Annotated in this window: 12 protein-coding genes; 7 read left to right on the top strand and 5 right to left on the bottom strand. The window is 64.2% G+C overall.

Annotated features, from left to right (window positions below):
* Window positions 1–5: 5 nt before the first annotated feature.
* The 7 genes from LB526_RS24135 (at window position 6) to LB526_RS24165 (ending at window position 7,484) form a co-directional block, all read left to right on the top strand.
* Window positions 6–974 carry a substrate-binding domain-containing protein gene (locus LB526_RS24135; protein ID WP_095769453.1) on the top strand — a complete coding sequence of 323 codons (969 nt, stop codon included), beginning with the start codon at window positions 6–8 and terminating at the stop codon, window positions 972–974.
* 521 nt (window positions 975–1,495) lie between these two features.
* The gene (gene dnaK, locus LB526_RS24140) at window positions 1,496–3,412 is read left to right on the top strand and encodes a molecular chaperone DnaK (RefSeq protein ID WP_140845306.1); all 1,917 of its coding nucleotides are present in this window, start codon (window positions 1,496–1,498) and stop codon (window positions 3,410–3,412) included.
* 202 nt (window positions 3,413–3,614) lie between these two features.
* The gene (gene dnaJ / locus LB526_RS24145; RefSeq protein ID WP_095769451.1) at window positions 3,615–4,742 is read left to right on the top strand and encodes a molecular chaperone DnaJ; all 1,128 of its coding nucleotides are present in this window, start codon (window positions 3,615–3,617) and stop codon (window positions 4,740–4,742) included.
* 146 nt (window positions 4,743–4,888) lie between these two features.
* Window positions 4,889–5,494, top strand: a complete 606-nt coding sequence (gene pmtA, locus LB526_RS24150; RefSeq protein ID WP_224630046.1) for a phospholipid N-methyltransferase PmtA — start codon at window positions 4,889–4,891, stop codon at window positions 5,492–5,494.
* 354 nt (window positions 5,495–5,848) lie between these two features.
* Window positions 5,849–6,445 (top strand): NADPH-dependent FMN reductase, encoded by a 597-nt coding sequence (locus LB526_RS24155; protein ID WP_224630047.1) that lies wholly within the window; start codon window positions 5,849–5,851, stop codon window positions 6,443–6,445.
* A gap of 23 nt (window positions 6,446–6,468) precedes the next feature.
* Window positions 6,469–7,152: an orotidine-5'-phosphate decarboxylase gene (gene pyrF, locus LB526_RS24160; RefSeq protein WP_224630095.1), complete on the top strand. Its 684-nt coding sequence runs from the start codon at window positions 6,469–6,471 to the stop codon at window positions 7,150–7,152.
* Between the two features lie 44 nt (window positions 7,153–7,196).
* Window positions 7,197–7,484, top strand: coding sequence for a DUF1330 domain-containing protein (locus LB526_RS24165; protein WP_095769448.1), 288 nt, complete (start codon window positions 7,197–7,199; stop codon window positions 7,482–7,484).
* 298 nt (window positions 7,485–7,782) lie between these two features.
* On the opposite strand, the gene LB526_RS24170 is transcribed toward LB526_RS24165, so the two are convergent.
* From LB526_RS24170 to LB526_RS24190, 5 genes are all read right to left on the bottom strand, one after another.
* Entirely contained in the window at window positions 7,783–8,835 is a 1,053-nt protein-coding gene (locus LB526_RS24170; RefSeq protein WP_224630048.1) for a D-alanine:D-lactate ligase-like protein, read from the bottom strand.
* Window positions 8,836–9,364: 529 nt separating this feature from the next.
* Window positions 9,365–10,237 carry an SMP-30/gluconolactonase/LRE family protein gene (locus tag LB526_RS24175; protein WP_224630049.1) on the bottom strand — a complete coding sequence of 291 codons (873 nt, stop codon included), beginning with the start codon at window positions 10,235–10,237 and terminating at the stop codon, window positions 9,365–9,367.
* Window positions 10,237–10,875: a 2-dehydro-3-deoxy-6-phosphogalactonate aldolase gene (locus tag LB526_RS24180; protein WP_224630050.1), complete on the bottom strand. Its 639-nt coding sequence runs from the start codon at window positions 10,873–10,875 to the stop codon at window positions 10,237–10,239. The genes LB526_RS24175 and LB526_RS24180 overlap by 1 nt, the downstream gene beginning before the upstream one ends.
* Window positions 10,872–11,807 (bottom strand): 2-dehydro-3-deoxygalactonokinase, encoded by a 936-nt coding sequence (locus LB526_RS24185; protein WP_224630051.1) that lies wholly within the window; start codon window positions 11,805–11,807, stop codon window positions 10,872–10,874. Before LB526_RS24185 ends, LB526_RS24180 begins: the two co-directional genes overlap by 4 nt.
* Window positions 11,804–12,571 (bottom strand): SDR family NAD(P)-dependent oxidoreductase, encoded by a 768-nt coding sequence (locus LB526_RS24190; protein ID WP_224630052.1) that lies wholly within the window; start codon window positions 12,569–12,571, stop codon window positions 11,804–11,806. Before LB526_RS24190 ends, LB526_RS24185 begins: the two co-directional genes overlap by 4 nt.
* Between the last annotated feature and the right edge of the window lie 257 nt (window positions 12,572–12,828).

Raw genomic sequence — 12,828 nt, forward strand, 5'->3', positions numbered from 1 at the left:
GGACCATGAAACGACGTGATATGCTGAAGCTCGCCACCTTCGCGGCGGCGCTTGTGACGACCACCGCGCTCTTTTCCGGCAACCATGCCTTTGCCCAAGACAAGAAGTGGAAGATCGGCTTCTCGCAGGTGACGACCATCGAACCCTGGCGCGCCCAGTTCAACAAGGACATCATCGCGGAAGCCGCCAAGCACCCGGAGGTCGAGCTGATCATCACCGACGGCGAGGACAAGACCGAAAAGCAGGTCGCCGACGTCGAGAACCTGATCCGCCAGGAGGTCGACGCGCTGCTGGTCTCGCCGAAGGAATCGGCCGGCCTGACCGGCGTGGTGCAGCAGGCGATCGACGCCAAGATCCCGGTGTTCGTGCTCGACCGCAATGTCGAAACCAAGGACTACACGCAGTTCGTCGGCGGCGACAACAAGCTGATTGGCCGGGCGGCTGGCGAATATGCCGTCGAGCTCCTGGGCGGCAAGGGCAAGGCGGCCGGCAACGTCGTCGAGATCTGGGGCGGCATGGGCACGCAGCCGGCGCATGACCGCCATGATGGCTTCCATGAATTCACCGACAAGGAGCCGGGCATCAAGTACCTGCTCGACCAGCAGTCGGGCGACTGGAAGCAGGACCAGGCCTATAACATCATGGCCAACGCGCTGAAGACCAACGAGAAGATCGATCTCGTCTACGGCCATAATGATCCGATGGCCTATGGCGCCTATCTCGCGGCCAAGGATGTCGGGCGCGAAAAGGACATCAAGTTCATCGGCATCGACGGCCTGCCCAATGAAGGCGTGCAGATGGTGAACAAGGGCGAGCTGACCGCGACCTTCACCTATGTCACGCCGGGCGCCGAGGGCCTGCGCCAGGCGATCAAGTTCCTGAAAGGGGAGAAGGTCGAGAAGACCATCACCCTGCCGACGGAAAAGATCACCAAGGACAACGCTGCCAAGATCTTGAAGGACAACGGGCTCTAGATTCTGTTTGACGCAATTCCGAACGGAAAACCGCTGCGGCTTTTCGTGGAATTGCTTGAAGTCCGCAACCCCTGCCGGGCCACGCGCCCGGCAGGGGTTTGCCCGAGCGCCAGGCGCTCCCCACAGCTTGCCGCCGGATGCGCGAAGCGTCGCCGCAATGCTGGTTTTCCGCTCTTTCGCGACCGAAAGTCACGCCCGAAACAGCAAGTCCTGACCTTCGCGGTCGGCAGATCTGTGTGCCCTAAGCGGCGCCGTTTCAAAAAAACCAAGCTGGAACAGTTAGATAGATCGACCTCGGACTGGCTCAGGCGCAGAGCGCGGCGGGTGTCTTCCGGCTCGCTGCCGAGACGTTGGACAGCTTACGCAGGATGCTTGCGCCTTGTGTCGCCTGTTCTTATATACGCGCCAGCCGTCCAGCCCTAAAAAGCGGGGACCATGACGGGATTTCTTGTGAACAGGGGCTTTCGTCGGAACGCCTTTTGAAGGGTCCAGAGAGCCTGCTTAGAGGAGAGATTAGAACAATGGCAAAAGTTATCGGTATCGATCTCGGCACCACCAACTCGTGTATCGCCATCATGGATGGCAAGGACCCCAAGGTGATCGAGAATGCTGAAGGCGCGCGCACGACGCCTTCCATCGTCGCCATTTCGAGCGACGGCGAACGTCTCGTCGGCCAGCCGGCCAAGCGCCAGGCGGTCACCAATCCGGAAAACACCATCTTCGCGGTCAAGCGCCTGATCGGCCGCCGCTATGACGACCCTGTGACGGAGAAGGACAAGAAGCTTGTCCCCTACAAGATCGTCAAGGGCGACAATGGCGACGCCTGGGTCGAGGCCGGCGGCAAGAAGCAATCGCCCAGCCAGATCTCGGCCATGATCCTGCAGAAGATGAAGGAGACGGCGGAAGCCTATCTCGGCGAGAAGGTCGAGAAGGCGGTCATCACCGTTCCGGCCTATTTCAACGACGCCCAGCGCCAGGCGACCAAGGACGCCGGCAGGATCGCCGGCCTCGAGGTGCTGCGCATCATCAATGAGCCGACAGCCGCCGCACTTGCCTATGGCCTGGAGAAGAAGGACGGCAAGACCATTGCCGTCTATGACCTTGGCGGCGGCACCTTCGATATTTCCGTGCTCGAAATCGGCGACGGCGTCTTCGAGGTGAAGTCGACCAATGGCGACACCTTCCTCGGCGGCGAGGACTTCGACATGCGCCTCGTCGAATATCTGGCGGCCGAGTTCAAGAAGGAACAGGGCATCGACCTCAAGGCCGACAAGCTCGCGCTGCAGCGCCTCAAGGAAGCCGCCGAAAAGGCCAAGATCGAGCTGTCGTCGACGACGCAGACCGAGATCAACCTGCCCTTCATCACCGCCGACGCCAGCGGCCCGAAGCACCTGACGATGAAGCTCACCCGGGCGAAATTCGAAAGCCTGGTCGAGGATCTCGTGCAGCGCACCATCGACCCCTGCAAGGCGGCGCTCAAGGATGCCGGCCTGAAGGCGGGCGAGATCGACGAGGTGGTCCTGGTCGGCGGCATGACCCGCATGCCCAAGATCCAGGAGATCGTGAAGCAGTTCTTCGGCAAGGAGCCGCACAAGGGCGTCAACCCGGATGAGGTCGTGGCGCTTGGCGCCGCCATCCAGGCCGGCGTGCTGCAGGGCGACGTCAAGGACGTGCTGCTGCTCGACGTGACGCCGCTGTCGCTGGGCATCGAGACGCTGGGTGGCGTGTTCACCAGGCTGATCGAGCGCAACACCACGATCCCGACCAAGAAGAGCCAGACTTTCTCGACCGCCGAGGATTCGCAGTCGGCGGTGACGATCCGCGTCTTCCAGGGCGAGCGCGAGATGGCGGCCGACAACAAGATGCTTGGTCAGTTCGACCTCGTCGGCATCCCGCCGGCGCCGCGCGGCGTGCCGCAGATCGAGGTCACGTTCGACATCGACGCCAACGGCATCGTCAACGTCTCGGCCAAGGACAAGGGCACCGGCAAGGAGCACCAGATCCGCATCCAGGCTTCGGGCGGTCTGTCCGACGCCGACATCGAGAAGATGGTGAAGGACGCCGAGGCCAATGCCGACGCGGACAAGAAGCGCCGTGCCCTCGTCGAGGCCCGCAACCAGGCCGAAGCGCTGGTGCATTCGTCCGAGAAGTCGCTGAAGGACTATGGCGACAAGGTCTCGGAGGCTGACCGCACCGCAATCTCGGATGCCATCGCCGCGCTGAAGACCGCGGCCGAGGGCGACGACCCGGCCGACATTGAGGCCAAGTCGCAGTCGCTCGCCGAAGTGTCGATGAAGCTCGGCCAGGCCATGTACGAGGCCTCGCAGAAGGAAGCGGCCGAAGCCGACGCCAAGGCGGACGCCGCCAAGGATTCGGACGTGGTCGATGCCGACTTCGAGGAAATCGACGAAGACGACGAGAAGAAGAAGTCGGCCTGAGCCGGCCGACGGCGGATCATGCGAAAAGCCCGGCGGAAGGCCGGGCTTTTTTGCAACCCCAGTCGAAAAAGTGACAGAAAAAACCCGGAGCGGCCCGGCTTAGTACTAGCATCCGGGAAACATCGCTCCTAAATCCAAGAACGTGCCGGCAAACGTCGCCAACAATGCTTGAAGACATTGAGCATCCGGACAGCGGGAAAAAATGAAAGCTGATTTCTACGAAACGCTGGGCGTGCAAAAAGGCGCCGACGACAAGGAACTCAAGAGCGCTTTCCGCAAGCTCGCCATGCAGTTCCATCCCGACCGCAACCCCGGCGACCACGCCTGCGAGCACAAGTTCAAGGAGATCAACGAAGCCTACGAGACGCTGAAGGACCCGCAGAAGCGCGCCGCCTATGACCGTTTCGGCCACGCCGCCTTCGAGGGCGGCATGAACGGCGCCGCGCACGGTTTCGGCGCCGGCGGCTTCGCCGACATCTTCGAGGATATTTTCGGCGACATGATGGGCGGCCGCCAGCGCCGTTCGTCGGGCGGCCGCGAGCGCGGCGCCGACCTGCGCTACAACATGGAGATCACGCTGGAAGAAGCCTTTTCCGGCAAGACGGCGCAGATCCGCGTGCCGGCCTCGATCTCCTGCTCGGAATGCTCCGGCAGCGGCGCCAAGCCCGGCACGCAGCCGGTGACCTGCTCCATGTGCCACGGCCACGGCAAGGTGCGCGCCACGCAAGGCTTTTTCTCGATCGAGCGCACTTGCCCGCAATGCCAGGGTCGCGGCCAGACGATCAAGGACCCCTGCCCGAAATGCGCCGGCCAGGGCCGCGTCACCGAGGAACGCTCGCTGTCGGTCAACATCCCGGCCGGCATCGAGGACGGCACCCGCATCCGGCTGGCCAATGAGGGCGAGGCGGGCCTGCGCGGCGGACCGCCCGGCGACCTCTACATCTTCCTGGCGGTCAAGCCGCACGAATTCTTCCAGCGCGACGGCGCCGATCTCTATTGCAAGGTGCCGATCTCGATGACGACGGCGGCCCTTGGCGGCTCCTTCGAGGTCACTACGCTCGATGGCACCCAGACCAAGGTCAAGGTGACGGAAGGCACGCAGAACGGCCGCCAGTTCCGCTTGAAGGGCAAGGGCATGCCGGTGCTGCGCCAGCCCAATGTCGGCGACCTCTACATCCAGACGGCGGTCGAGACGCCGCAGAACCTGACGCGCCGCCAGCGCGAACTGCTGGAAGAGTTCGAGCAGATCTCCTCGAAGGACAATTCGCCCCAGTCGAGCGGCTTTTTCGCGCGCATGAAGGACTTCTTCGAGTCGTTCGGCGAAAACTGATTGCCGCAGGCGCGCATTTCGCACGGCATCGGGGGCGATCCGGTGCCCAAGCGTCATCAACACCTTATGCCAGCTTGACGCCTTGCCTTGTCCCACCCACCTGCTAAGTAGCGGAGCGGGAGGCTGAGCATTGAGGAGAGCTCGTGATGGCACGTAGTCCCGGGTTGCGCAAAGCGCTGGCCGAAAAATTCGACGACGAGCTGAAGTTCTTCAAAGGCTGGATCGACAAGCCGAAAACGGTCGGCTCGATCGTTCCCACCAGTTCCGTCACCGCCCGCAAGATGGCGTCGATCGTCAATCCGAGATCGGGCCTTCCGGTGCTCGAAGTCGGGCCCGGCACAGGTGTGATCACCCGCGCCATCCTGGCCCAGGGCGTGAAGCCCGAAAACCTCTACGCGGTCGAATATTCGACCGACTTCGTGCGTCATCTGCGTGGGCTCTATCCCGGCGTCAACGTCATCGAGGGCGACGCCTTCAATCTCAATGCCACGCTCGGCGACAAGCGCGACATGGTGTTCGATTCGGTCGTCTCCGGCGTGCCGCTGCTCAATTTCCCCGTTGCCCAGCGCATCGCCTATATCGAAAGCCTGCTCGACCGCATTCCCGCCGGACGGCCGATCGTGCAGCTGACCTATGGCCCGCTGTCGCCGATCCCAGCCGGGCGCGGCGACTACACGGTCGAGCATTTCGATTTCATCTTCCGCAACATCCCGCCGACGCAGCTGTGGATCTACCGGCGCGCAGGCCATTAGTTTCTACCTGCGAAAGTGTTTCGGGCATCGCCAGTGGCGGCAGCGTGCTGGCGACTGGCCGAAACGCCCGTCACGTCGTCATCCACGGGCGGAGCAAGGAGCGAAGCGACGCGGCGCAGACCCGAGGATCATTCCGTGACTTCGAAGCGTTGCGACGATCCAGAATTCTGCCCCGCTGCGCTCTGCGATTGGGGTAACGGAATGGATCCTCGGGTCTTCGCGACGCCGCTTCGCGGCTGCTTCGCCCGTGGATGACGAAGTTGGTAGGTGGCGACCAATCCTCGAACGTTTTCTGCCACCCCTCGTTGATTTGAATGCTCCTTGGCTGTACCTGTCCCCGAACAAGGGTGGCCAATGGCAGTGATCCCACGAATTCTCGTCTTCGCCGGCTCGGCCCGGAGCGGCGCCTTCAGCGGCCGGACCGCCGATGTGGCGCAGAAGGAACTGGCCATGCAGGGCGCGGAGGTGACGCGCATCTCGCTCGGCGACTATCCGCTGCCGATCATGGACGAGGACCTGGAAAAGGAAAAAGGCATCCCCGAAAACGCCATCAAGCTCGGCCGGCAGATTACCGCGCATGACGGGCTGCTGATCGCGACGCCCGAATATAACGGCTCGATCCCGCCATTGCTCAAGAACTCGATCGATTGGGTGAGCCGGGTACGGCGCGAGGGCAGCCATACGTTCAGGCCGCTTGCCGGCAAGCCGGTCGGGCTCTGTTCGTCCTCAGGGGGCAAGTTCGCCGGCATACGTTGCATCAACCATTTGCGCGCGGTGCTGGTGCGCTGCCAGATGGAGGTGATCACGCCCGAATGCTCGGTCTCCGAGGCCGGCGAAGCATTCGCCGAGGACGGACAATTCAGGGACGCCAGACTACAGCAATCGATGGAGCGCCTATGCCGTACACTGATCGAAACCTCGCGCATGCTGTCCACCCGGATCGAGGCGTGATCAATTTCGCGGAGGCCGACACTATGCGGGACAGGCTGATCGTTGGGCTGGACCTGCCGACGCTGAAGGAGGCTGAGAGAGCGGTGCGCGAGCTCGAAGGCGCTGTTTCCTTCTACAAGATCGGCTACCAGCTCGCCTTCGCCGGCGGATTGGACTTCGCGCGGGAGCTCGCCAGCAGCGGCACGAAGGTGTTTCTCGACATGAAGCTGCTCGACATCGACAACACGGTCGCCAAGGGCGTCGAGAACATCGTCAAGATGGACATGACGATGCTGACGCTGCATGCCTATCCAAAAACCATGAGAGCGGCTGTCGAGGCGGCCAGGGGCAGCGAGCTCTGCCTGCTTGGCGTGACGGTGCTGACCTCGATGGACGAGCAGGACGTGATCGACGCCGGCTATGAATACGACCCGCACACGCTGGTGCTCAGGCGCTCCGAACAGGCGCTGCATGCCGGCATGGGCGGCATCGTCTGCTCGGCTGAGGAGGCCGAGGCGGTGCGCCGCATCGTCGGACCCGATCTGGCGGTGGTGACGCCGGGCATCCGGCCCGCAGGCAGCGCCCATGGCGACCAGAAACGCGTGGTGACGCCGGCGCAGGCGATCCGCAACGGCTCCAGCCACCTTGTCGTCGGCCGGCCGATCGTCGCCGCGCCGGACCGGCGCGCCGCGGCAGAGGCGATTCTCGCCGAAATGCAATCCGCCTGAGGACCGGCCCTCTTTCGCAAAAAAACACACAGGAGAAAAAAAGAATGCCGAAGGGATATTGGATCGCCCGTGTCGATGTGCGCGACGCCGAGGGCTACAAGGACTATGTCGCCGCCGCGAAGCTCGCATTCGACCGCTTCGGCGCGAAGTTCCTGGCGCGCGGCGGCGAGCACGAAAAGGCCGAAGGGCCGGGGCGCGCCCGCAACGTCATCATCGAGTTCGAATCGCTGGCCGTGGCGCATGACTGCTACCACTCGCCGGAATACCAGCGCGCCGCCGCCATCCGCCAGAAAGTGGCCGATGGCGAGATCGTGCTGGTCGAGGGCGTCTAGGTTCGGCGAAGCAGGCAGATCGGCTGTTGCTGCGCGGCTTACATTGGAGATTGCCGAAAACGCCCAGCTGTCGTCATCCACGGGCGGAGCAAGGAGCGAAGCGACGCGCGCAGACCCGAGGATCCATTCCGTGACTTCGAGGCGCCGCTACGATCCAGAATTCTGCTCCGCTGCACTCCGTGGCCAAGGTAACGGCATGGATTCCAGGGTCTGCACGCGTCGCTTCGCTCCTTGCTCCGCCCTGGAATGACGAAGTTGTTAGGGCTCAGCCAATCATGAAGGTCACGACTTCAACCTGTTAGCCGAAGAGCCGGTTGGCCGCCGTCTCCGCCATCCCATCGGCGAGTTCCATGCCCCACTGCTTTCGGCAATAGTCGCGGAAATCGAAGCAGGGCAGGCCGGGGCAGACTTCGAACTCGATGAGGTGCACGGTATCGTCGGCCTCGACCCTGAAGTCGACGGAAAAGACGTCCCCCAGGCCCAGAGCGCTTATCAGCTTCTGCGCGATGGCGCGGATTTTTCGATCCGCCTCAGGCTGACTGGCGCCCACGGCCTCAAGTTCCGGCTCGGCATAGGTGCCAGCATCCTTCGCCGCCTGACCGGTCTGGCCATAGAGTGCCATCGAGTCGACCATGGTCTGGAAGTCGCCGCCGGAACCGACGAAGAATATGCCCAAAGCCTCGACGCCGGTTTCTTCCTTCAACCCAAGAAAGCTCGCCCGCACGTTGCGGCCGGCGACATAGGGCTGGACGACGACATCGTCGCGGTAATGCGAAAAAACGCGGCGGCTAAGCTCCAGCGCATGGCCGAGATCGGCGGTGCGCGAATCCGGCCAGATGCCGATCTTGGCGCCGAGCCGGTTGGGTTTCACGAACCAGCCCTTGGGCGAGGCCGGCGGCTCGACCAGCCATTCGCCGTTGCGCGCCAGGCCGGCCTGCGGCGCCGGCAGGCCGAGCGCGCCGAGCACGGCGCCCGAACGCAGCTTGTCCTGGCAGAGCGCGAACAGCGAATCGTCGGCGCCGATGGTGCGCAGCCCCTTTAGCCGAGCCAGCGCAGGTGCTGCGCCACCACGGAAGTAGGCGATACCGTCGGTAAGCGTCCAGACCAGCGTCGTTGCCGGATCGGCATCCGCCAGAACCGGCGCCGCGTTGTCGAGCTCGACAGGCTTGAAGGCGAGGCCGCGCCTTTCGCAAGCCTCGGCAAGCTGGTTGAATTCCGGTGCAAGGTCGGTCGACTGCGCCAGATAGGACGAGATCTCGATGGCGCGCTCTGCCGGATGACCATGGGCGACCAGCCGGTCGAAACAGGCCTTTTCCGGTTCGTAGACAAGGATCAAGGTCGGCTGCGGCATCGAAAGCTCCGGGAAATCAGGCGCGTACCATCGCATGCCCGAAGTGGCCGGCTTGCGGGAAACCGACCGAACCGAGGCGATTGCGCGACAGTAAGCCGGCCGCCGCATCTCTTGTCTTGATGCAATTCCGGATGGAACACTCCGGCGAAGATTGCTCCCATACCCCAGCACGGATTTGACCGCGGGCTATGTTTGCCTTGGGGAGCAGCCTTGGAGATTAGCCGAAACCCCGTCACGATCGTCATCCACGGGCGGAGCAAGGAGCGTAGCGACGCGCGCAGACCCGAGGATCCATTCCGTTACATCGAGGCGCCGCTCACGGTGCAGAATTCTGTTCCGCTGCGCCCTTCGGCCGAGGTCACGGAATGGATTCCGGGGTCTGCGCGACGCCGCTTCGCGGCTGCTTCGCCCTGGAATGACGAGTTGAGAGGCTCGGCCAATCTCCGGCGTTTGCGCTGATTTTCATGGAATGAAAGGTGAAAACCTTGCCTGCCGACAACCGGGACCTTCAAAATGCCTGTGTCGGAAACTAGCCGATCAGCACGCGCGGCTCGAAGCGCCCCTTGACTGGAATGTCGAGCAGGAAGGTCATGCCGGCCTGCGGGTCGAGCGCGCGCTGCTTCTCGTCCTTGCCTTTCCAGGCGGAGGTCACCGCCAGCCGGTCGGCCTTTGCACCGACAAAGGCCGGGCAGGAAGCCTGCGTCACCGGCATGGCGATCTCGCGCAGCAGCGTGCCGTCCGGCGCATAGGCCTTCACCGCCTTGCCGCCCCAGACGGCGTTCCACAGCACGCCGTCGCGGTCGACGACCGAACCGTCAATATAGCCTTTCGAGGAGCGATGGTCGACGAACACTTTCACCTCGCCGGCCGGCAGGCCGGTCGCCGGATCGCAGGCGACACGCATCAGAAGCCCGGTCGCGGTGTCGGTGTAGTAGGCGATTTTGCCGTCCTCCGAGAAGCAGATGGAATTCGAGACTGTGATGCCCGAAAACAGCCGGCGCAATTCGCCCTTGAAGAACCAGTAGATCGACCCGGCGCCCTTCTGCTCGTCCTTGCCCATCGTGCCGGTCCACAAGGCGCCGCAGGAATGAACGCGCGAATCGTTGGAGCGCGTCAGCGGATTGTCGGCCTCGATCGGCGTGTGCAGCGTCAGCTTGCCGGTCTTGATGTCCCGGACTTGCAGGCCGACTTCGGTGGCAATGAGCTGCCGGTCGGCGTCGATGACCGCGATGGCGCTGGCCATGACGCCTAGATCATGCACTTTCAGCGCCCCGGCGAGCGGCTTTTCCAGAAGCTTGCCGTTGACGATGTCGAACCAGAACAGCGTGTCGGTGGCGGGATCGTAGCTCGGACCCTCGCCGAGCTCGCAGATATGGTCGGAAAAAACCGAAACGCCATTCATCACGCCACTCCGAAAGCTTCATCCCAGGCGGCGACCGCGGCGCGGGCGCGCTGCGCCACGTCCTCGACGCTCGCACCCGGCTTGTAGAGGCTCGATCCCAGCCCGAAGATACTGACGCCGACCGCTTTGTAGCCGGCGAAATCCTTGTCGGAAACGCCGCCGACGGCGCCGACAAGCGTCGTTGCCGGCAGCACGGCGCGGATCGCCGCGATGCCGCTCGATCCAAGCACGCTTGCCGGGAAGAATTTCAGCGCCGAGGCGCCGAGGCGGATCGCCTGGAAGGCTTCGGTCGGCGTGAACACGCCCGGCATCGTCACCATGCCGTATTGCATGGCGCGGCCCATGACCTCGGCATCGATGTTGGGGCTGACCAGCAACTTGCCGCCGGCCTTGTGCAAGGCATCGACGTCCGTCGCCGTCAGCACCGTGCCGGCGCCGATCAGCGCGCTTTTCGGCAGCGCCTTGACCAGATCGGCGATGGAGAGGAACGGCTCCGGCGAATTGAGCGGCACTTCGATCGCCTCGATGCCGGCATCGTGGACCGCCCGGCCGATCACCACCGCCTCGGACGGCTTCAGGCCGCGCAGGATGGCGACAAGGCCGCGCTTCAGTTTCGGGAAGGGTGCGGTCTGGCTCATGAAGCGCCTCCAATCATGCCGTTCTCGCGCGCGGCTTCGACGAGGCCGGCGCGCACCGCTTCATCGGCGTCCACGCTGCGAAAGGCAAGGCCGGCGAGGTCGAGCGCTGTGCCATAAAGCTCGGCCAGCGCGCCGGAGGCGATCAGCGCCACCGGCGCTTCGCTGGCGCCGTAGCGCCGCCTTGCCGAGGCGATTTCGCCGCCGATCAGCAGCCCGGACAGGCAGGCCGCCGCGTCAGTGGGCTGCAGATCCTGCAGAAGCCCGGCGGCGCGGATGGCAAACAGTTTCGAGGTGACGTCGCCGCCTTCGCCCAAAGCCCGCTCGCACCACTGACGGAAGAACGGACTGCGCGCGGCAACCGGAGCGGGATGCTCGCCGAGCGAATGTTTCAGGATCGAGTGTGTGGCCAGCACGGAGAACAATTCGCCGGTGGGCCAGGTGCCGAAGCCCGTGACCACGCCGTCCGCGACCGCGACCCATTTCGAATGCGTGCCGGGCATGCAGACGAGGTGGCGTCCCTTTGCCGGCAAACCGGCGCCGGCAAGCTGGGTTTCCTCGCCGCGCATCACGTCGGGCGCGTCGGCCAGCCGCTGGGCGAGACCGGGCACGATGCGCATGTCGCGGCCCGAGCCCGCGATGCGGGCGGCGCCGCGCAAGATCGCGCCGATCGGCGCCGGCACGGTGACGTAAGGCGCCTCGATCCAGCCCTGCCGGGAACCGGCCATGCCGCAGATGATGACCGGCAACATGTCCGGCGCGCCCATCGCGGCAAGATGGCCTTCCAACACGTTCGAAAAGCCCTTTTCGCGGGCGGTGATCAGCCCGTCGTCGCCGCGCCGCTCGGCAAGCACCTTGCCCGAGCCGTCGAGCAGCCAGGCCCTGAGCCTGGTCGTGCCCCAGTCGAGCGCAGCGACCGCTGGTGCCGGGCTCACAGGAAGCCTCCATCGACGATCAGCATCTGGGCTGTCAGCATGCGCGAGGCGTCCGACGCCAGGAACAGCACCGTGCCGACCATGTCGTCGGGCTGCATGACATCCTTGATGCACTGCTTGGCGACATGGGCGGCGAGCGCCTCGTCAGTGACCCAGAGCTTGCGTTGCCGTTCGGTGATGACCCAGCCTGGCGCCACCGCGTTGACGCGGATTCGGTCGGCGCCGAGCTTGCCGGCGAGGCCCTTGGTCAGGCCGAGGATGCCCGCCTTGGCCGCGGTGTAGGCCGGCATATCGGGGTGGTTGATCAGATAGGAGGTGGAGGTGAAGTTGATGATCGAGCCGCCGCCGACGCGCTTCATGCCGGGCGCCACGGCCTGGGCGGTGAAGAAATGCGGGCGCAGGTTGATCGCAAGGTTGTTGTCCCAGAATTCGACGGTGACGTCTTCCACTGCGTGACGCTCGTCGAGCGCGGCATTGTTGACCAGCACCGTGACGTCGCCATGCGCCTCGGCCGCTTTGGCAACGGCGGCGCGCAGCGCCGCGATGTCGCGCAGATCGGCCCTGAGGTAGAGCGGGCGGCGGCCGAGCTCCTTCTCCAGCCGGTCGGCAAGGGCGGTGCTTGGCTCGTCGGCGATGTCGATGAAAGCGACCTTGGCGCCCTGCCGCACAAAGCCTTCGGTGAGCGCAGCACCAATGCCGGAACCGCCGCCGGTGATCAGCACCGAGGCGCCGTCGAGGTCGGCGAAACGCGCCGATGGCATCATGATCCGTTCTCCCGTTTTGCCGGCGCGCATCCTAGCCACGCCGGGCCCGGGAGCAAGGACGAAATGGCGGTTTCGGTAGCTTATGTCCGACAAATGAGGTCTGCACCTCCGCCTCCCGGAAGCGGCTCAAGGTTTGTTGAGATTCAGGTCAGGCCGAATCGAAAATGGTGGGTTCCGAGAACCGGAGCGGGGCGTGCTTAAAGTACGTGAGCACCGGAAGCGCAGGAGACCGCCATTTGCAAACCGGCCTCACCTGA

Source organism: Mesorhizobium sp. CA6, assembly GCF_020165035.1.
In the GTDB taxonomy this organism is placed as follows: Bacteria; Pseudomonadota; Alphaproteobacteria; order Rhizobiales; family Rhizobiaceae; genus Mesorhizobium.